Origin of the sequence: Kangiella taiwanensis (assembly GCF_020005165.1) — a bacterium.
Lineage (GTDB): Bacteria > Pseudomonadota > Gammaproteobacteria > Enterobacterales > Kangiellaceae > Kangiella > Kangiella taiwanensis.
In genome coordinates, this window is record NZ_JAHCLT010000001.1 from 671,456 (window position 1) to 692,904 (window position 21,449).

The 21,449-nt window shown below is 44.9% G+C and carries 16 protein-coding genes; 9 read left to right on the plus strand and 7 right to left on the minus strand.

The genetic code is table 11. From position 1 onward, the window contains the following. Window positions 1-114: 114 nt before the first annotated feature. The 6 genes from KFK88_RS03310 to KFK88_RS03335 form a co-directional block, all read right to left on the minus strand. Window positions 115-2,172 carry a S8 family peptidase gene (locus KFK88_RS03310; protein ID WP_317851537.1) on the minus strand — a complete coding sequence of 686 codons (2,058 nt, stop codon included), beginning with the start codon at window positions 2,170-2,172 and terminating at the stop codon, window positions 115-117. Between the two features lie 317 nt (window positions 2,173-2,489). Then, window positions 2,490-4,367, minus strand: a complete 1,878-nt coding sequence (locus KFK88_RS03315) for a S8 family peptidase (protein ID WP_223577233.1) — start codon at window positions 4,365-4,367, stop codon at window positions 2,490-2,492. A gap of 447 nt (window positions 4,368-4,814) precedes the next feature. Next, a complete protein-coding gene (gene hslU / locus KFK88_RS03320; RefSeq protein ID WP_223577234.1) occupies window positions 4,815-6,152 on the minus strand; it encodes an ATP-dependent protease ATPase subunit HslU in 1,338 nt (445 codons plus the stop codon). Between the two features lie 51 nt (window positions 6,153-6,203). Next, a complete protein-coding gene (gene hslV, locus KFK88_RS03325; RefSeq protein WP_223577235.1) occupies window positions 6,204-6,743 on the minus strand; it encodes an ATP-dependent protease subunit HslV in 540 nt (179 codons plus the stop codon). A 156-nt stretch (window positions 6,744-6,899) separates the two neighbouring features. After that, window positions 6,900-7,472, minus strand: coding sequence for an SPOR domain-containing protein (locus KFK88_RS03330; RefSeq protein ID WP_223577236.1), 573 nt, complete (start codon window positions 7,470-7,472; stop codon window positions 6,900-6,902). Between the two features lie 140 nt (window positions 7,473-7,612). Next, the gene (locus KFK88_RS03335; protein ID WP_223577237.1) at window positions 7,613-9,805 is read right to left on the minus strand and encodes a primosomal protein N'; all 2,193 of its coding nucleotides are present in this window, start codon (window positions 9,803-9,805) and stop codon (window positions 7,613-7,615) included. 289 nt (window positions 9,806-10,094) lie between these two features. On the opposite strand from KFK88_RS03335, the gene KFK88_RS03340 reads away from it, so the two are divergent. The 6 genes from KFK88_RS03340 (at window position 10,095) to rpmE (ending at window position 16,213) form a co-directional block, all read left to right on the plus strand. Further along, entirely contained in the window at window positions 10,095-10,427 is a 333-nt protein-coding gene (locus tag KFK88_RS03340) for a hypothetical protein (protein WP_223577238.1), read from the plus strand. 704 nt (window positions 10,428-11,131) lie between these two features. Continuing rightward, complete coding sequence (locus tag KFK88_RS03345) at window positions 11,132-11,674, plus strand: hypothetical protein (protein WP_223577239.1); 543 nt, start codon at window positions 11,132-11,134, stop codon at window positions 11,672-11,674. A gap of 25 nt (window positions 11,675-11,699) precedes the next feature. Continuing rightward, window positions 11,700-12,293 carry a hypothetical protein gene (locus KFK88_RS03350; protein ID WP_223577240.1) on the plus strand — a complete coding sequence of 198 codons (594 nt, stop codon included), beginning with the start codon at window positions 11,700-11,702 and terminating at the stop codon, window positions 12,291-12,293. Window positions 12,294-12,314: 21 nt separating this feature from the next. Beyond that, entirely contained in the window at window positions 12,315-13,178 is an 864-nt protein-coding gene (locus tag KFK88_RS03355) for a fimbrial biogenesis chaperone (RefSeq protein ID WP_223577241.1), read from the plus strand. Window positions 13,179-13,231: 53 nt separating this feature from the next. Beyond that, window positions 13,232-15,838 carry a carboxypeptidase regulatory-like domain-containing protein gene (locus KFK88_RS03360; protein WP_223577242.1) on the plus strand — a complete coding sequence of 869 codons (2,607 nt, stop codon included), beginning with the start codon at window positions 13,232-13,234 and terminating at the stop codon, window positions 15,836-15,838. Between the two features lie 162 nt (window positions 15,839-16,000). Continuing rightward, complete coding sequence (rpmE, locus tag KFK88_RS03365) at window positions 16,001-16,213, plus strand: 50S ribosomal protein L31 (protein WP_223577243.1); 213 nt, start codon at window positions 16,001-16,003, stop codon at window positions 16,211-16,213. 106 nt (window positions 16,214-16,319) lie between these two features. On the opposite strand, the gene KFK88_RS03370 is transcribed toward rpmE, so the two are convergent. Beyond that, entirely contained in the window at window positions 16,320-18,881 is a 2,562-nt protein-coding gene (locus KFK88_RS03370) for a penicillin-binding protein 1A (RefSeq protein WP_223577244.1), read from the minus strand. Between the two features lie 289 nt (window positions 18,882-19,170). Here KFK88_RS03370 and KFK88_RS03375 point away from each other — a divergent pair, with 289 nt between their 5' ends. The 3 genes from KFK88_RS03375 to pilO are packed head-to-tail and all read left to right on the plus strand — an operon-like array spanning window position 19,171 to window position 21,448. Then, a complete protein-coding gene (locus KFK88_RS03375) occupies window positions 19,171-20,238 on the plus strand; it encodes a type IV pilus assembly protein PilM (RefSeq protein ID WP_223577245.1) in 1,068 nt (355 codons plus the stop codon). Further along, window positions 20,238-20,834, plus strand: a complete 597-nt coding sequence (locus tag KFK88_RS03380) for a PilN domain-containing protein (RefSeq protein ID WP_223577246.1) — start codon at window positions 20,238-20,240, stop codon at window positions 20,832-20,834. Before KFK88_RS03375 ends, KFK88_RS03380 begins: the two co-directional genes overlap by 1 nt. Next, window positions 20,834-21,448, plus strand: coding sequence for a type IV pilus inner membrane component PilO (gene pilO / locus KFK88_RS03385; protein ID WP_223577247.1), 615 nt, complete (start codon window positions 20,834-20,836; stop codon window positions 21,446-21,448). Before KFK88_RS03380 ends, pilO begins: the two co-directional genes overlap by 1 nt. The last annotated feature ends 1 nt before the right edge of the window (window position 21,449 follow it).

Here is a 21,449-nt window from a genome sequence, read left to right on the forward strand (position 1 = left end):
GTGCGAAGCAAGAGAGAGCCAGTTGTATGGCATTAGATCGTTTAAAATACAAAAGCCGGCCTAAAGAGGCCGGCTTTTGTCATATCGGCGGTTAATTAACCGTCGAGTAACGCTTTACTCCCACACAACGTTCAGGTTTACACCTGAGAATGTGCTGTAGGCACGTAGACTGATGTGGTACGTGTCTTGTGCTGGGTTAGAAATGTTACACGTTTCGTTATTACCGTTCTTATAAGGGCGGCAGTCATAACTAGACGTTGTTGGTTGTGCACCTCGGCGGACGTAAAGATCCGCATCGCCTGAGCCACCGCTAATCGTTGCAGTCAAGTTGCTCATTCCTGCTGGAACGTCGAGCGTATAGTGCTTCCACTGACCTGTGCTGGCAGAAATGTTGCTGATCGTTTCGTCACCGCCTGCTACAGGAGGAGTCGAGCCGCCACCATCATGGCTTGCCGTTAGGCTTGCGCCCGAGTAGCTGCTGTAGCCACGAACCATGACGTAGTAAGTACCCGCTTGAGCTGTGAAGTTACAAGACTCAGCATTACCACTCTTATATGGACGACAGTCATAGCTTGATGTAGTTGGCGCGCTACCAAACTTAACGTATAAGTCAGCATCACCAGAACCACCTGACATCACGAAATCAACAGAATTGGCATCCGAAGGCACGACGAAAGTGAAGTCAGTCTCAGAACCTTGGGCACCTGAAATTGACTCTGCAACACCGTTCTGTAGTTCATCACCACTTGGAGGAGGTGGAGTGCCGCCGCCTTGTGCTGCTGCAACGGCAGCTGCTGCGTCCAATAAGCCGTCACCACAGTTTGATGTGTTACAGCTAGAACCACTAGGGAATGGACGTGCTGAACTTTTAATTTTAGACTCAACTTCGTCTGGCGTAAGGTTTGAGTTAACGGCGAACATTAATGCTGCAACACCTGCAACATGTGGTGCTGCCATCGAAGTACCTGCATTGTATACATAGCTATCGGTTGAACGCGTTGTTGTACCAGAGTTCATGGTCGAAGCAACACCACCAGAGCCGCCTTCACCGCCTGGTGCCGCGATATCGATCAGTGAACCATAGTTTGAGTAGCTTGCACGATCAGCTTGATTGTTTGTAGCAGCAACACTGATAACGCCATTACAGTTGCCAGGATTGTAACCGGAAACGTTTGCATTGGAGTTACCTGACGCAACCACAACTACCGCGCCATTGCCACGTGCTGAGTTAATGGCATTTTGTGTTGTCGATGAACAAGAACCTTGACCGCCAAGACTCATATTAATGACTTGTGCTGGGTTTGGGTTTGATGGAACGCCTGAAACACTGCCACCTGCCGCCCAAACAATCGCATCAGCGATGTCTGATGTCGTACCGCCACACTTAGCGAGTACACGGATAGGTACAACTTTTGAGTTGTATGCAACGCCTGCCACGCCTTGGTTGTTGTTGGTTACCGCTGCGATAGTGCCTGATACGTGAGTACCGTGCCAGCTTGAATTGCTCGCAGGACTACCAGAGTAACATTCGCCAGCGCCCGCCCAGTCGCCTTCGTCGAGAGCATCTGAGTCACGGCCATTGCCATCACGCGCATTAGCCGCGTTCGAGACAAAGTCATAACCGCCAATTAAATTAGCTGCTAGGTCTTCATGGTTGGTATAACCCGTATCAAGTACAGCAACCGTAACACCTTGGCCTTGGGTCGTATCCCAAGCTGACTCTAGGTTAATACCTGCTGTCGGATCTGTGTAGTGCCACTGAACGCCGTAGTGTGTATCGTTAGCGGTAGCCAGAGGGTACATATAACGATCAACTTCTACATATTCAACGTCTGAACGGTTGCTTAGTTTGTTTGCCATACCTTCAAGTTCTGAGACTGTTTTAGGAGTGTCAAACTTAAGAATTTGTGAGCCGAAGGCATTAAAGCGGTGGTGTTTAGCGTTTGCGCCAACCACACTGCTAATGTTCTTCATAGATTTTGCGCTTGCCTGCGTTTGGAACTGGTCGGAATCCTTGTATTTAACAATAAGACCAGCGCCATATTCTACTTGCTGATTTTGGACCAGCGTATTCGATGTTTTCGCACTAGCCATTTGGTTAGGAGCCATTGCTACAGCGCTAGCTGCACCGGTTGCAAGTAATACCCCTGTGACTACCTTTGTTAGTTTCATAGATTACCTCAAAATTATAAATGTATTGTTGCTTGTGCTTTTATGAAGCCTTTGTAAGTTAGCAACTCAGCGACTGTATAAAAGTCTGACAGTGGTGACAAATTAAATAATGTGAAAGCGCATTATCCATTATCAAAACTTGAACACCTTCAGTTTTGTACAAAGCGTTACAAAGTAAGAGTTAGATTTTGAGAGGCTTATAGTGAACTGGGTATTTTTTACAGGTATAGGTTGTATAAAATTTGGACACATAAAAAAGCCGACCCGAAGGTCGGCTAAAATGGAATCATCAGTAATGATGATTCACCCCACACTTTTTATTCCCAAACCACGTGCAGCGTTACGCCTGAATAAGATTGGTAGGCGTACAAGCTAATGTAATAGCGATCTTCTGCTGGGTTAGAGATAGAGCAACTTTCGTTATTACCCCACTGGTATGGACGACAGTCGTAAGCGCTTAAGTTTGGTTGTGCGCCGCGGCGTACGTAAAGATCCGCATCACCAGCCCCGCCGCTGATTTGAACATCAAGGATGCTCATACCGGCAGGAACGTCAAGGTAGTAGTGAGACCATGAGCCTGCGAAACCAGAAAGGTTTGGTAGCGTTGCTTCGCCGCCTTCACCTGGATTTGGATCCGGATCTGGGTCTGGCTCAGAATTACCGTTATGGCTCGCTACTAGGCTAGCGTTAGAGTAGCTAGAGTAACCGTGGACAAGTACATAGTAAGTACCTGCTTGAGCATTCAGCTGACAAGACTCGTTATTACCGTTTTTATACGGACGGCAGTCATAGTCATTAGACGATGGTGCGCTGCCAAACTTAACGTATAAGTCTGCATCACCAGAGCCACCGCTCATGTCAAAGTTTACCGTAGTAGCGCCAGCTGGAACTTCAAAAGTAAACTCTTTTTCCGAGCCCTGTTCACCTGAGATACCTACAGCAACGCCATTTTCAAGCTCTGTACCTGGGGTTGGATCCGGATCAGGATCTGGGTCAGGGTTGGAGCCGTCAAAAAGACTGTATGCTAACAAGTTTGGTGAACCAGACTTAGCGTCGCTTACTTTGTTTGGCGTCGCAGCATCAGTGATTGCTTGAGTGACTTGGCTTACCGAGGCATTCGGGTTATTCGCCAAGTACAGGGCTGCGATACCAGCAACGTGAGGAGCCGCCATCGAAGTACCGCTCATGCTAGTAGAGCCGCCGTTGATTGAAGTTGAGGTAATGCTAGAGCCCGGAGCATAGATGTCTAGGCAGTTACCATAGTTAGAAAAGCTAGAACGAGAGTCGTTTGATGTTGTCGAGCCGACAGTGATCGCGCTAGCTGCACGAGCAGGAGAGTAGTTACAAGCGTTGGAGTTATCGTTACCAGCAGCAACAACAACCGTCACACCAGCATTGGTCATACCCTGAACAGCGTTATCCACTGAGCTAGATGAACCGCCACCTAAACTCATGTTGGCAACAGCAGGTTTGACATGGTTATCTGCTACCCAGTCCATACCTGAAATGATAGCCGAGTAAGAACCGCTACCTTGGCAATCAAGTACGCGAACGCCAATAAGGTTAACGTCTTTGGCAACACCGTAAGTGTTACTACCGACTGTACCTGCGACGTGAGTACCGTGACCCTGACAGTCGCTTGCATTGTTATCGTTGTCAATAAAGTCGTAACCGCTTGACGCACGACCACCGAAGTCGCTGTGGTTATTGTTAATGCCTGTATCAAGGATGTAAGCGTTAACGTTAGAAGCGCCAGTGTTGTAGGTGTATGAGTTGCTTAAAGGAAGATTGCGTTGATCGACGCGATCAATACCCCAAGTGGGGTTGTTCTGAGTGGCGGCAATTGACACGATTTGATCTTCTTCAACCAGCTCTACTCGTGGATCTTGTGCTAATTTTTGAGCTTGTGCTTCCGACATTTGGAAAACACCGCCTTTGATCGCTTTCTGATAAGTACGTGTAACTTGGGCTTTATAGGCCATGCCTAAGTTATCTGTCAGTGCCTGAACTGCTTTAGCATTGGCTTGGCTACTGAATATGCCTTGGTTCTCTGCTACTGCGTCATCTTTAAGTACAACGATATATTGTCCTTTGATGGCGTTAGAGGAGGCGGGCGCCGTTTTGAACTCACCGGCGTATGCGCCAGCAGTTCCGGTCGCCAGTAATACCCCCGCGACTATTGTGTTGAGTTTCATAAATTGTACCCCTTAGTGTTAATTTTTATTTGCTTTCATGATTCACTGGAAAGCAAATTCAAGCTAAAAGATAAATCTAAAATAATCAAATAATTTATAGATGACTGGTCAGATGATTAGATAAACTAATCTTGCGATTTGTGATGCAAATATGACTTGAACGCCTTGTTTTTATTAGGCTGGAGTCTCATGTAAGCTTTTGTTTTAGAAAGTTCTTATATAACAAAAAAGTCTAAAGGTCAGATGAAAAAAACGAGAATCGCCCCAATAAAAACTAATGAATAATCAGCTTTTTTGTATCTGAAAGAATAATAAGAATCATTAACTATTGAGATTGATGGTGTCAGATAATTGTGGAGCTATAGCGTAAGTTGCTGTTATTACAAAAAATAAGGCCGACGATTGTCGGCCATTGAAGTTTCTGTGAAAATTAAGGGAAAACCTAATTTAAAGAATAAATCGGCTTAAATCTTCGTCATCAGCGAGTTCAGATAACTGTTTGCTAACATAAGCAGCGTCGATAATCAGCTTTTCATCACTTTCGCTTGCCTCAAATGATACTTCATCAAGTAAGCGCTCCATCACGGTATGCAAACGTCTTGCACCAATATTTTCTGTGCTTTCGTTAACCTGAAAAGAGTACTCCGCAATTTTCTCAATACCGTCTTCGGTGAACTCAATAGCCTTGCCTTCAGTCGCCAGAAGTGCTTGATACTGCTTGGTAAGTGCAGCGTCAGGTTCAGTTAGAATACGCTTGAAGTCTTCTGGCGTTAGTGCACGTAATTCAACTCGGATCGGTAAACGGCCTTGAAGCTCAGGGATCAAGTCTGATGGCTTGGATAGGTGGAAAGCTCCTGAAGCAATGAAGAGGATATGATCAGTTTTGATCATGCCGTACTTGGTATTAACGGTACAACCTTCTACAAGAGGAAGTAAGTCGCGTTGCACCCCTTCGCGAGAAACGCCACCTTCTTGATTGTCGCTTCGCTTGGTGACTTTATCGATTTCATCAAGGAAAACGATGCCGTGCTGCTCGACTGACTCCACAGCTTTAATCTTCAACTCTTCCTGATCGATCATTTTAGCCGCTTCTTCTTCCGTAAGCATTTTCATCGCGTCTTTAACTTTAACTTTACGCTTTTTACTTTTGCTCGGACTCATGTTTTGGAACATGGACTGCAACTGGCTGGTCATGTCTTCCATGCCTGGAGGCGCCATAATATCGATGCCAACCGCCATTTGAGCGACATCGATCTCGATCTCTTTGTCGTCGAGGTCGCCTTGGCGAAGCTTTTTACGGAAGACTTGGCGTGCAGAAGAATCTTCGGCTTTAGGTTGCTCTTGCTGATCCCAGGCTGAATCAGACTTGCGTGCAGGTGGTAGCAACGCATCTAATACTTTTTCTTCAGCAGCGTCTTGGGCGCGGTTTTCGACTTTATCCATCTCTTGTTCACGCAGCATTTTGAACGCAGCATCGACCAGATCACGTACGATGGATTCGACGTCACGACCAACATAACCAACTTCGGTAAATTTAGTGGCTTCGATTTTAATGAAGGGTGCGTTAGCTAATTTTGCTAAACGACGTGCAATTTCAGTTTTGCCGACGCCAGTCGGGCCAATCATTAAAATGTTCTTAGGCGTGATTTCATTGCGCAAGCCTTCTTCGACTTGCATGCGACGCCAGCGGTTACGCAGCGCGATAGCGACAGAGCGTTTAGCACCGCTCTGTCCGATAATGTGTTTGTCGAGTTCGTGGACAATTTCACGTGGTGTCATAGACATAATTAATTCTCTTAACTTTTCTTTGCCATTCCCGCTTTCGCGGGAATGACGTTAATATTCTAATTCTTCAATGGTTTGATTGTGATTGGTGTAAATACACACATCACCAGCAATGGTCAGGCCGGTTTCCACAATCTCGCGAGCGTCGAGCTCAGTTTTTTGCATTAGGGCTTTGGCGGCTGACTGGGCAAATGCGCCTCCTGAGCCAATAGCGATTAAATCGTCTTCGGGCTGAATCACATCACCGTTACCGGTGATGATCAAAGAGTGCTCTTTATCAGCTACCGCCAAAAGGGCTTCTAACTTGCGCAAAGCGCGATCGGTACGCCAGTCTTTAGCCAGCTCTACAGCTGCGCGCATTAACTTGCCGCCATGAGACTCTAATTTAGCTTCAAAGCGCTCAAATAATGTAAAGGCATCCGCTGTACCGCCGGCAAAACCTGCAATAACTTGGTCGTTATACAAGCGACGAACCTTGCGTGCATTACCTTTCATGATGGTATTGCCCAAGGAAACCTGACCGTCGCCACCGATGACGACTTTTCCATTGCGACGCACCGATAAAATGGTGGTTCCACGATATTGTTCCAAAATCAGCTCCGGAGTTTTGTTCTTCGTTACTCAGCTAAATGGGGGCTGGGGCAGTGAATTCAAGGAAAATACTAGGTAAAGTCGGCTGGAAATGTTACCGGATATGTGTGCTCATAAAGGGATAGAGTTTATGAGCACATTAATAGGAGAGCTACCCTACCAAATCTGGCAGGTTTGATAATTGTTGTTCTGTAACTTATGGCGGTCGCTTTCGGCGGTACGCTTACTGCTATATGGGCCAAGGCGAACGCGGTGCCACTCACCTTTACTTAAAACGGAGGCTTGGAAGCCAATAAAGGCCAGTTCGGCTTTCATGCGCTCGGCATCCTCAAGTTGTTTAAAGGCGCCACATTGCATGATGTAAGTTTTATTGCTATCGGAAACCTTCGGTTTCGTGACTTCAACATCAACCTTCTTGTTGGTTAGCGTCTCGTGGTAAGTGAACTCCGTGTTTTTCTTGTCATTTGTCTGTTTTGGTTGAGCCGCTGGCTGCTTGGTCTCAGCCTGTTGCTGTACGGTGTTTTCCACTCCTTTATCGTCACTGACCAACTCTTTAATGACGTCCGGCTTTTTGACGATTGCCCACAAAAATACTCCCAATAAAGTAATGAGAATACCACTGATAAAAACAATGATCGGCGACACCGGTTTCTTTGCTGCGGCTTTTTTAGGGGTGCGCGTATTACTTTTTCTTTTTGGGCGCTTACGCTTTGCGTAGTCTTTAGTCATTGTTGTGCTCTAATTATCAATACTGTGTCACGGTGTTGGGTGCCGTGTAGCTATGGGGAGCTATTTTAAGCTTAGACGTTGGGAAGTCCAACGACAAGTGTCAATAAAAAGTAAAAATGTGACCCAGGATGAGGCTAACCCTAAAAAACTTCCTGTGGATCAATGTCGATAGACCAGCGAACTTTACGAGCCGTTTGCAGTTGCTCCAGGTGAGGCGTTATTGGTGAGAGCAGGCGTTGGAGCATTTTTCTTTCGCTATGTTGTACCAACAACTGGGCGCGCATTTTACCTGCACGCTTAGGCATCGGTGCTGGGAAAGGCCCATAAACGATTAATCCAGTTTGGCTCAGTTGCTGTTTGACGTCGTTTAAAAAGGTCATGGGCAGTTCTAGCGTGTTAGCTTCTGCTCGGAAAATTGCCATGGCAGCGAAAGGTGGTAATTGCGCTTCTTCGCGTTCGCTAAGAATTTGCTGACTTAAAGTTTGGTAGTCTTGGGTGAACAGGTTCACTAGTAAAGGGTGATCTGGGTGGTGTGACTGGATCACGACTTCACCTTTGATGTCCTTTGAGCGCCCAGCGCGACCAGCAACTTGAGTTAATAACTGCGCGGTTCGTTCAGTGGCTCTGAAGTCAGCACTAAATAAGCAGCCATCGGTGTCGATGACACCGACTAAAGAGAGTTTAGGAAAATGGTGGCCCTTAGCTAACATTTGCGTGCCAATCAGGATATCAACTTCATCGTTTTTTATCGCCTTAACGAAGTTTTGCATGGCATCTTTGCGACGAGTGCTGTCGCGGTCGATTCTAGCGATGGTTTTGTCAGGGAAGAGCTGAGTAAGGGCGTCTTCGAGACGTTCGGTGCCTAACCCGACCGGATTAAGCTGCGGAGACTGACACTCTGGGCAACGCTTGGGGAGAAATACTTGCTTATCGCAATGATGGCAATGCAGCCTTTTGAATCGCTGATGATAGGTCATATGGCGATCACAGCGTTGGCAGTCAGCAATCCAGCCACACTCGTGGCACATTAACGTCGGAGCAAAGCCCCGTCGGTTAAGAAACAGCATGCACTGTTGGCCTTGGGCCAAATGAGCTTTCATGTTGTCGATGAGCGGTTGTGACAAGCCATGATTAAGGTGGCGCTGACGCACATCTAGAACTTTGATGTGAGGCGGCTTTGCATCGCCAGCACGTTTGGTTAGGCGGAGTAGCTCTAACTTTTCTTGCTGGACGTTTTGCAGAGACTCCATAGAGGGAGTCGCGCTACCTAAAACAATAGGCACTTGCTCATACTGAGCACGCACTAAAGCTAGATCTCGCGCTGAATAGCGGAAACCTTCCTGCTGTTTGTAAGACAGATCATGTTCTTCGTCGATAATGATTAAGCCGGGTTTCGCTAAGGGCGTAAACAATGCCGAGCGGGTGCCAATAACGATTGCAAGCTGCCCAGCTCGAGCTTTAAGCCAGATATTGAGTCGTTGTTTATCGGTGAGGCCTGAATGTAGCATGGCAATTGGAACATTAAACCGACGCTCGATACGCCTTACGGTTTGCGGCGTAAGACCAATTTCTGGCACCAGCATCAACACTTGCTCCTGCCTCTCTAGCGCCTGTTGCATCAGCTGCATATACACTTCGGTTTTACCGCTGCCGGTAACACCATCTATTAAAAAACCTTTAAAAGAACCGAAGTGAGGGCTTACTTTAGCGAGGCACTCATTTTGCTCTGAGGTGAGAGTGACGGGGTTTTGATACTCGGCTTGAGGCTCATAGATACTCTGAGTATCGGCGCGATCTTTGTGCAGCCAACCTTTAGCTTCAAATGTTTTTAAATATGAAGGTGTGAAGTCGTGTTGAGAAAGCTGGGCTTCATGAATCAAACCGCCGTTATCGAGGCAAAGTTGAAACAAATGCTGTTGCTTTACGGCATTTTTACGTAAATTTTGTATCGCTTCGCGACCTGCCTCGGTTAAAGACCATTGCCATTCAGGCTCAATGGATGCGGGCGTACCTTTATTAAGAAGCGTCGGTAAACAAGTCGAAAAGGCTTCTCCGATAGGGTGCTGATAGTATTGTGCAGCGAACTTAATGAGGCTGAAGAGCTTGCTTGGAAGTAAAGGCTCACTATCAATGAAGCGCTTTATAAACTTAAGTTTATTTGGATTAACGGATGTTGTATCGGAAAGCTCTAAAACCGTAGCAACGAGTGTTTGCCGCCCGAAAGGAACTTCTACGCGCCCACCAACACACGGCGGATTACCGCGATACAAGTAGTCGAAAGTTTTTCTTAAAGGTGTTGGTATCGCTAGTCGTGCGACTCGTTGCTGGTACATGAATTTGGTTTTACTCAGTATTAGATTAGAGCATAGGGAGTGTTGCTTTGGTTAGCAACTGTAAATTGATTGGTTAAGAAATACCAGCGGTGTTTTAGTGGCTCGCCATTCGATACTAGATAGTGATAGTAAAGGGAATTAAAACGAGGTTTAAAGCCAAGCCTTCTGGTCGGACTTGTTGTTGTAAAAAAATCTGATACTGTATGTCTCTAACAAGATTTACTAATCAATAACAAGCATAAGCACAAGATATTCTAATTTATCATAAATAATGAGGAGGGGGAGTGGTATGAAAATAGGTAGTATCGCGTTTTTGGCTGGATTGGCTGTAGCAGTGATCGGCGGTTTTATAAACGTCAGTTGGTTCCCATTGCTATTGGTAGTGATTGGCTTGCTGGTTGGGTTGCTCAATGTTTCTGGAAGCGAAACAAAAGCATTTTTAATTGCTTGTATCGCATTCCTAATGGCGACAACAGCAATCTACCCTCTAGAACAAGCACTTAATAACTTTGCTGGCCTAGGCACTATTATTGGTTCAATCATGCATAACATTGGTTATATGGTGGGAGCTGCAACATTAATAGTAGCAATCAAAGCGCTATTTGAGATGAGTAAAGATTAAGAAGAATAACGACTTATAATAGTAATAACATACTGTAACCTTTAAGCGGCTTTATGCCGCTTTTTTTATAATGGATTAAACTCACTTTTTCTTTATCGCTAAAGCGCTCTTAAGTGGCTTGGTTGTCTCATTCCAATCCAGGTGCTCAAGTTCCAGTCTGTATCTCATCTACTGTCTAGGGAAGCTAGTTTGGGCTTCTTGCATAAAAAGACAATGGCAGTATTCGCATAAGCAATATTCGAGACAAGTCATATGTGACATGGCCTATAGCCTCATTTATCTAACATTGAGCTTATATACAAGCTGTTGTTATCTAGCATTTAAATGGGTATCATTCGTATTAACCGCATTTCAATGCAAAAATGACTTAAAGTGTAATCTGAAAGTATCTTATTGATGCATTTTTGAACTGATTCAGACAATCTTGTTGCTTGAAAAATTAATTTTGTGACAAAAAATGTCACTTTGTGACGGCAAATTGTTAGAAATATTCTCAGATATATATATTGGCTCAAATTGTAAGTGCTTCCACTGAAAGTAAAGCCAATGCTTTAAGTATATGATATTTAATGTAAATTTAACTTTGTATCTCAGATCGATTAAAAAATAGTCACTTTTGACTTGGTTTGCCCTTTTCATTCGTGATTTATGTGATAGAATTCACACCAGAATTTTGGACTGGATTTTAAGAACGAGGTTTTAATATGAGCTTTTTCGGGAAACTTGCAGCAGCCACTGGTATCGCTACTGCTCTATTTGCAACATCAGCACAAGCAGCTAATTTAGACGTTGACGTTGATGTCACAATTCCAGACGTTCTGATCTTATATGCTTACACTGACATTGATCTAGACTTTGCTGCTGGTGAATTTGCAGCGTTACTAGATTCTAACTGTACTTCAGAAGACTGCTCTTCGGCAATAACTGCTACTGAATCAGGTTCGATTGCTTCTGGTGCTGTTGATTTAGGTATCGAGTCAGACCTTTCAGCGACGGGTACAACTGCAAATATCAATATCCAAAACAGTTGGGCGGTTCGTGCGCTAGGCTATGGTACTTTTAACGCATCTGTTACAGACAACGGTAGCGAGTCAGCAGTATCTAACCTAGTGATTTCTCCAGTTTCTGGTACGCCGTCAATGACTGCAACTGCAGGTGATGTGTCATTTGATGTAGACTTAACATCTAACGATTTAGATGATGGTTTGTTAGAAGCAAACTACACAATCACTGTAACTGGCTCATAATCTTATTCGATTATCGAGTAGAGCAATGATGAACTTACAAAAAAAGCCGGGCCTTTTGTGTTCGGCTTTTTTTGTTGTATTTTTGGGCTTAGCTTCCGAACAGTCTGAGGCAGCGGTAAGCTGTAGCGGAAATCAATTTGTGGATTCTGTTTCTAGAGCAGAAGTTTCAGGGATCAGTGGTGGTGGTCCGCAGAAAGCTTTCGGTATTTCAGGAACACAGTCTGGGACGTTGGCCAATCAAACCGTAGACTTGAACATCATTGTCGATGTTAACGCCATCAGTTCGGGTCAAGTAACTGCGGAGAGTGCAGATTGGGTTTGGCGGTTAAACGCGCAGAACAAAGATAAGCTTACCGGAACAATTGTTGCAGATTACCAGTTTGATTCCATTGGTGGGCCGGATAAAATTTGTTCGAGCAGTAATTCCTGTCTTGATGTTCTGAATGTGCAAACGAACGTTCGATATCAAAGAAGGCCGAACGGGCGCATTACTTTTGCCGAGGGAACCGTTATATTAACTCTAGATCTGTCGCAAGCGGTGGAAGCTGGAAGCTATAGTGCAAATTTAACAACGTCTCTGCACCACAACAACACGACTAACCCATCATTATGCCCATAGTAAAGTAAGGTAAATCGATAAATGTATCGAACAATAACATTCTGTATAGCTTTATTGGCTGCATTATTTAATAGCAGTGCTTTTAGTGCTCAGTCGGGGCTACAGCCAAAATTAGCAATTTCGCCTTCTAGAGTGGTTCTGCAGCCCGACGAAGTGAAGACTACTAAGAGTGTCACTGTGCTCAACTTAGGTGCAAAACCTATGCAGGTTGAGGTCTCAGTACAAAACTGGGATTTTGACGAAGATAATAATTACCGTGCACTACCGCCAACCCCTCAAAGCCTAGATCAATGGCTGATTATTAATCCAGTACGCTTAACCATTCCAGCCAAGGGCCAGCAGACGGTCCGAATGGCAGTGCGTCCTAAAGCAAAGCCTGATGATGGTGAGCACCGAGCAATGGTATTTTTTAAGCAGTTGCGGGCTGACGATGCGAAAGGTGTTAACGTGTTATTTAACGTTGGTGTTCCGGTGTATGCTTTTTTTGGTGATGTGAAACGTGTGGCAACGCTACATAGCATGAGTTACCTAAACGAACGCCAGTCACTTCAGTTTGATATTACCAGCTCCGGTAACGCCTACGTTCGCCCGGAAGGGTTCTATATGATTGTTCAAGCCGAGCAAGAGGGAGAGCGAAAAAATGAGCGAGACATCCTGCAAATGCTGGATGGTAAAACCGGGGAAGTAAAAGGTAAGAAGCCGCTTGCTACTGGAAAAATTAATTCAAAGCCTGTCTTTGCAGGAAATCGCCGGGTTGTAGAGGGGGGTATAGCGCTAAAAGACGCTATTAAAGAGAAGCTCCCCGAACAATACGCGCTGGCTGTGAAAGTCGATATTGCTGGGACTTTATACGAGAAAGTCTATTATATTAAAAAAGATAAGTAACAGTAACTATGGTGCGTTTAGGGATATATTGCGTATTATCAAGCGCCATTTTGGTGCAGTCACCGCTGGGTTTATCAAAACCCGCGCCACGTGAAAATTTTGACTCTAATGAAGCGTTCTTGGCTTACCATAGCCCGCGTCAGCTAGACAGTTCTTTGTTTCAGAATGCTTGGGAGGCGAGCGCTTCCAGCAGCACTTCTCTTGGCTACGAAAAGATTCTGGTTGGTCTAGAGGTGCGAGGAAGAGAGCTTATCGCGCTAGACATTGTTAAATCAGAAACAGATTACCTTATACCTATCGAGCAGGTGTTTCCGGTTATTGGAGCCAGTTATGACGTTGGGCAGGGTATGATGACCGTAAGTGTTCCTGGGGCTGATGTCGACATCTCTATGGGTGAGACGTACCGTATTGACGGTGAGATTTGGATGGGGCTGGCAACTCTGAATCAACACCTGAAAGTCAATGGACGCTTTGACCCAGTAAAGTATGCTCTAACTTTCTTGCCACCTTGGTCGGAGCCATCCGAACAGCCAAAAAGCACAGACAAGGTGGAACGGAAAATTGATTACCACCCAGATAGTTTCAGTGTCCGTCAGTTTCGGTTGTCGCATGAGGTGTATGCTGAAAAGGATGGTGGTCCCTTAGACTTTGAGCGTGACAGTGAGCGCAGTGAGATTTTGGGAAGCGGCGCGGCATGGGGTGGCTCCTGGCTCGTTGAAGCGGAAAAAAGCTCAGGAGATAACTGGCGGTTGGATGAGTATTTTTGGCTCAAAAGAAGTGACCGTTCACAGTGGCTTTTAGGTAAGCAAACTATCAGCCCATCAGTAGTTTCACCAACCGTGACGGTAACTGGGGCGCAATACTTTTATAGCAACCAAGATATTCCATATGACCCTTATCAAGATATCAGTCAATCCCGCTTCTTTCGTGAGTTAGGTTCGTCTGTACAAAAAATTAGAGGTACTGCTGAAGCTGGGACCATCGCTCAACTTTACGTTAATAACCAGCTGGTAGGAGAGACGTTTGTTCGCCTAGACAGCACCTATGATTTTGGTGAGGTGCGTGCAGAATCCGGGCTATACAATGATATTGAAGTGGTTATTATTGATGCAATCAGTCGCACTGAGTTAGAGCGTCAGAATAAAACACGTCTAAGTTCTGAGAGTCTGTTGAGTAAAGGTCAGATGGTAACCAGCGCCGCTTTCGGTAAGAAAGGCAATTGGCTAGACCCAGACTTTAATGATCAAGGTGAGGCTGGAATGTTTTTGTATCGTTATGGCCTAACCGACGACACTACAATAGAAGCGGGTTATTTGTTAGATGATGAGGATACCAAAACAGCAGGTATCGCTTCCTCTTTAGGTAATCATTATGTAGGAGCTTATAGAGCCTCGTGGCGAAATGGCGCCACGACACAACAGTTGGAGTTGGATGGTAGTGGTGACAATTGGCGCATGGCGACTTTCATTCGAGAGCAAGAAGCCGGCTTTTATGAACAAGATGAGGGCGATGCCACTACTGCTAATGGATATTTTTACTACACGCCGGATCCGAGTTTACGTTTAGAGCTGATTGGGCGTTATCAAAATCGCGAAGATTCACCTCAAGAAAGAGTGAGCTTTGTTAAGCCTGGTGTTTTCTATAGCCCAACCAATAACTTCTCGATAGCTATGCGGCCTGATTTTGATGGAGCGTACCGGACCGAACTCTATTATCGGCCTAACTTTAACTCACGCTATCGGGTAACGCATAAACCCGATGAGCAAACCATTCGCTTTGACCATCATTTTAATGAGCAATATCAGGGCTATATGTCTGGTCGCATGTATAAAGATACGATTGAAGGGCGAAGGCATGAAAATACGATTTTCGAATCAGCAGCAGGGTTTTATTGGCAACCAGATGATTGGGTTCGCTATGATCGCTTCCGTTTTGAACTCAACCATTCAAATGAGTATGGAACGGGTTTCTTTGCTGAGTATCGTACGCAGCTAATGGCAGGCATCTATTTGGATTTGAGATTACGTGATGCCGACCCTCAGTACGATGGGGGATTCTCAGCTTTTGCGCGTGTATCTATGGACTTCGCTGTGGCCGGGGATAAGTTTGTGCCTGCTACGCATCGTAATAGTTACAACACGCAAGGGACTATTGCTGGAACACTCAATACTAATAGCGAAGAGTGTGACTTAGAGCATGTGAGTGTTTTGATTAACGGTGTGAACTACAAAGTGCCTGTTCAGGGGTGTACCTTTTATTTAGAGAAAGTGACGCCAGGGGTGCATCGAGTATCTTTGGATGGTGAGTTTTTGCCGATAGAATTGGTTCCCGACACCAAGAGTTATGTGGTTGAAGTCGCAGCTTCATCAGTGACACGTATCGACTTTGATATGCAAGCGAAATACAGTGCTGCTGGGCGTGTAACGGATGCTGATGGTCAGCCTGCGCTACAGCAGAAAGTTGTGTTGCTTGATGGCACTGGACAGAAAATGATGGAAACCTACACGGATCAGTTTGGATACTTCCGAGTGGACGGCCTAATCAACGGACAGTATGTTTTACAGGCTGTGACGGATGACGGAGACGTGATGTCTGACCGTGAATTTACTATTGAAGATGACTTTCTGTTTGATATCAACATCATGATACCTGCTCAGTAGCAAAGATTCACCGCTTTGCTAGGCGTATGGCTTGATCTTGAGCTTAATGGCGCGTATGATCGCGCTTCCTAAATATTTGAGTGGTGTTTGGCGTAGCGCAGTCTAACTGACTGAAATTCTTGCTATAGCCCAAATGGCGACTCCAATGAAGAGAGATGAATTATGAAACAAGGTATCCACCCAGAATACAAAACGATCAAGGCTACATGTAGCTGTGGTAACGTTATTGAAGTTGGTTCTGCTGGCGCAGACATCAGCTTAGACGTATGTTCAGCTTGTCACCCATTCTATACTGGTAAGCAGAAAATGGTTGATTCAGGCGGTCGTGTTGATCGTTTCCGTAAGCGTTTCGGTAGCCGTTCACTTAACAAGTAATCGCGCTATAACGCCTGCGAGGCATCTCTTTCGAGAGATGCCTTATAAAAAAAAGCACCTTTCGAGGTGCTTTTTTTGATCACAATCAAGCTACTTAACGCTTTCCTTAAAAGATCGATTCTGGCTCAGGTTCTTGCTGCTCTTTATCTTCCGATGAAGATTCTTCTTGCGGAGTATCTTGAATCGAATTGATAAGTTGATCGAGTTGCTCCTGATCTAAATTTTCCTGATTAAAGCTCTCTGAGCGAGTGCTCGGTTCTTCGGATTCGTTACTGTTATACAGCTTGCCAAAGTCAGTTGGCTTTTGACTAATTTCTGACGGTACATTATCGTCGCGGAAATACTCAAAAATAGCGTTCTGTTGGCCAAGTGCAGCCAGTTTACCGGTTTCAGGATCGATTTTTGCTGAGACCACACCGGGTGGTTGGATAATTTCCTGCTCAGGCACACCGTCTAAAGCTTTTTCCATAAACGATGCCCAGATTGGAAGCGCGGCTTTGCCGCCGTACTCGTATCGACCTAGACTGCGTCTGTGGTCGGAAAAGCCCATCCAAGCACTAGCAACGAGCTTGTCGTTGAAGCCCGAGAACCAAGCATCTTTATAGTCGTTCGCTGTACCCGTCTTTCCGGCTAAATCATTGCGCTGAAGTAAAGGACTGTTACGGCGCTTAAGCTGTGTTGTGGCGGTGCCGCTATGGATAACGTCCTTCATCATGTCATACAAAATAAAGGCGTCACGAGGGTCGATGACCTCTTGGGCTATTTTATGATCAGGTAGTGGTAATTCTGGGTAGTTGCGAATTTCGGGTTTGTATTTCGCGTTACGGATTTGGTTGTTAATCCGAATTTGCTCACAAGATTCACAGACCACCTTTGGAGTCGCTTGGTACAAAATATCACCGTAAGATGTGGTGACTTTTTCGATATAGTACGGCTCCACTTGATAGCCGCCGTTAGCCAGTACGGCATAGGCCGTAGCCATCTCAAGCGGTGTAAAACTGGCGGTGCCTAAAGCTAGGGATTGATAAGGATCCATGTGCTCATCAGGCAAGCCAATTTTCACAAGGAAATCTTCCGCATAGGCAGGATCAATGGCGTCGATGAGCCGTGTTGAAATGGTGTTGATCGAACGCTTTAAACCAACGCGAAGGCGAGTGGGGCCATTGTATTTTAGGTTATCATTTTGCGGACGCCACACTTCGTCAATTTCATTATTCACTTTGACGTAAGGGGCATCATTAACCAAACTCGCGGGCGTGAAGCCTTTAGAAAAGGCCGCGCCATAGATAAACGGCTTAATATTAGAGCCGGGTTGGCGCCTAGCTTGAGTGACGAGGTTGAATTTGTTAGTGGAATAATCAAAACCGCCGACTAAAGAAGTGATGCCGCCATCTTTCGAGCGAATGGAGACAAAGCCCGCAGACGCTTCAGGAATTTGGCTTAAATGCCAAGTTCCTTCTTTTATTTCCATGATGCGAATCAGGTCACCAGCCGTAGCGAATTCCTGGGCTGACTTCGGCTTATGCCCAATACGGCTATCGCTAATAAATTTCGCTGCCCAGTCCAAACCTTCCCATTCAATGGTGATTTCACGTCCTTCGCGACCCAACACATCAATACTTTGCTCATGGACATCTAATACAATGGCGGGCTCTAGGTCTGCTATGACAGGCGTATTATCCAAAATTTGCAATAATTCCTGAGTTTCCTTGCCAGCAAAATTATCGATTTGCTTTTCTGGCCCTTTATACCCATGACGACGGTCGTATTCTAGTAAGCCTTCTCTTAATGCATTATTTGCGATGTTTTGGTGCTTTGAGTCAATCGTGGTGACAATATCAAGTCCGTGGTTGTAAGCGATGTCTCGACCAAAACGGTTAATCACGTCCAAGCGGACCATTTCTGCAACATAAGGTGCCTCAACATCAAGGTCTGCAGCATGCTTTTTAGCTGATAGTGGCGTCTCTACAGCTAATTGATACATGTCTTCGTCAATGTACTCTTCGTCCAGCATACGACTTAATACAAGGTTCCTTCGTCCAAGCGCTCGCTCTGGATTGGAAATCGGGTTGTAGGCAGACTCTCCTTTTAGTAGACCGGCCATCATTGCTGCTTCAGGCAACGTTAACTCGGTGAGGTGTTTGCCGTAATAGACTTCTGAAGCTGCTGCAAGGCCATAAGCGCGGTGACTGAAGTGCACTTTGTTGGTATAGAGCTCAAGGATTTGCTCCTTGGTCAGCTCTTGCTCCATACGAACGGCTAAGAACATCTCTATCAACTTTCGTTTGAGGCGCTGATCACGGGTAAGGAACATGTTCCTAGCTGTTTGCATGGTCAGGGTGCTCGCGCCCTCAGAAAACTCCCCCGTCGTTGCTGCAACTTTTAACACGCGCAGCAAGCCTTTGAAATCAACACCACTGTGTTCATAAAAGCGCTGATCTTCTGTGGCTATTAACGCATTGATGAAGTTATCGGGTATTTGTTCATAGGTGACGGGCTCACGCCTGACATCGCCAAACTCCCCGATGAGCTTGCCATCTGCGCTGAAAATGCGCATGGGTGTTTGTAATTTTACATTCTTCAAAGAGTCGATTTCTGGCACTTGCGGAGTCGCGTAGAGGAATGCGCCGATAATGGTCATAACCACAAATATTGTGATAAAAATCACAAATAGGCCTAATTTCTTCAATATATTGATGGTCATTTTTTTAGAAAGATTTATTGTGGAGCGTTGTAGCTGGTTTAGGAATTGTGTACCAGTATACCTTTTCTAAAAAAAAAGGCTGAATTTTTTTGTAAATCAGTGTAAATATAGTATCTTAGAAGTGTTAGTTAACAAAAAAGTTTAACTTTTATGTGGATTTGTATCCACTTTCTTGGGGACATGTCTTAGAGATTAATTAAGATAAAATGAACAAATGGACTGTGTTGAACCAACTTAATGAGGCATAGGATTTATGGTTCTGGGGTTATTCAAAAAGAAACAAGTACCAGTCATAGGTATTGATATCAGCTCGACGGCAGTCAAGGTCTTACAGCTTGGTAAATCTGGTGGACGCTATCGAGTCGATAGATATGCTGTTGAACCATTACCACAAGGCGCTGTTGTCGAACGTGATATTCGTGATACCGAGGCTGTGGGTAATGCAATAAAAAAAGCCGTTCAAAAAGCAAACGCGAAAACTAAAGATGCTGCTGTTGCGGTATCTGGCTCCGCAGTGATTACTCGCTCCATTCAAATGGAGAAAGGCCTTTCTGATCAGGAAATGGAAGACGTGATCAAAGTTGAAGCCGATCAATACATCCCTTATCCATTGGAAGAGGTCAACTTAGACTTTGAAGTCCTGGGTGATTCAGCTAATGACGATAATTTAGTTGATGTATTGCTAGCGGCGTCGAGAAGCGTGAATGTGGATACGCGAGTCGATGCGCTTGATATCGCGGGCTTAGCACCGAAAATCGTTGATATCGAGGCTTACGCCATTGAGCGAGCTTATCAATTGACGAAAAAGAAGACGATTGAACACCTAGAAGATTCTGTCGTTGCGATTATTGATATCGGTGCGACCATGACCAGCCTGAATGTGTTGCAGAATGGGCAAGTGATTTATAACCGTGAGCAGCTGTTTGGTGGTAACCAACTAACTGAAGAGATTCAAAGTCGTTATGGTTTATCTTATCAAGAAGCTGGTTTAGCCAAGAAGCAAGGTAGCTTACCCGATGACTATGAAACAGAAGTTCTCATGCCTTTCGCTGAAATTATTACTCAGCAAGTGGGGCGTGCGCTACAGTTCTTCTTCTCCGCAAGCGAATTAAGCTCTGTGAATGAAGTTATCTTAGCCGGTGGTTGTGCCTCTATCGATGGCTTAGATAGCATGATTCAGGAGCATTTAGGCACTCCAACTCGTGTAGCCAATCCTTTCGCCGATATGTCAATTTCGTCCCATGTGAATACACAAGCGCTAAGTGCTGATGCGCCAGCCATGATGATTAGCTGTGGACTAGCATTAAGGAGTTTCGACTAATGGCTCGTATTAACTTACTCGATTGGCGTGAAGAGTTACGCCAAGAACGCAACAAAGAGTTCTGGATTACCTTCGCGTTGATGATTGTTTTAGCGGCCCTAATTTGGTTTCTAGTGAACCAAGTTATGGACTCAAGAATTAAAGCGCAAGATGCTCGAATAGAAAAGCTGAATACCGAAATTGGTGTTTTAAAGCAGCAGACCAAAGAGATTGAAAAGCTCAAAAAAGAAAAAGAAGAGTTAATCAAGCGCATGGACTTAATTACTGACTTGCAACAAAGTCGTCCAGAAGTTGTTCGTATGTTTGACGAGCTTGTCCGTGTGACTCCAGAAGGTATTAATTTATCGTCTTGGAAGCGTACAGAGCAGTCCGCTGGTAAAGACCAAAACTTAAAATACAACTTAACGTTTACCGGACAGGGTGAAACAAACCCAAGAATATCTGAGTTTATGCGTAAAATGGATAGCTCTGAGCGTTTGCAAACAAGTGCTTTGAAAGATGTTCAGAAGCAAACCAAAGGCCTTCCAGCTCAAAACTTTACCTTGGAAGCTAGGCAAGTTATTCCAGGCAAAGAGAACACAGAGGGGGGCAACTAATGGCTGACTTAAATCAATATCAAGACTTTAACAATATCGGCTCATGGCCACTCCCTGGAAAAATCGTTTTCATATTAATTGGAATGTTAGTGGTATTAGGGCTTGGCTATTATTTCGACACTAGCGAACAACTGAACGAGCTTGAATCAAAAGGCAAGAAGCAAGAGCAGTTATTGAGTGACTATAAACGTGAGTATGAAAAAGCGGTCAATTTAGATGCTTATCGTGAGCAAATGGCTGAGATGAAAGAAACGTTTAAAGGTCTTCTAGAGCAGTTACCTAAGAATACAGAAATTCCAGGTTTGCTTGATGAAATATCTTACGCAGCGTCTGGCGCAGGTGTTGAGTTACTGTCTCACAAGTATTTGAATGAAACGAAAAAACAGTTTTATATTGAAAAGCCAATTGAGATTGTAGCTACAGGTAGCTTTCATCAAATTGCAGACTTTGTAAGCCGTATCTCTAAGTTACCACGTATTGTAACGCTCCATGGCTTTACAATTTCAGCAGCAGGCGGTGGGCAACGAAATGCTAATTCAACTATAAGTAGTGGTGAAACATTGAGCTTTAGTGTGTTGGCCAAAACTTACCGATATGAATCTGAGGAGGGGTAAT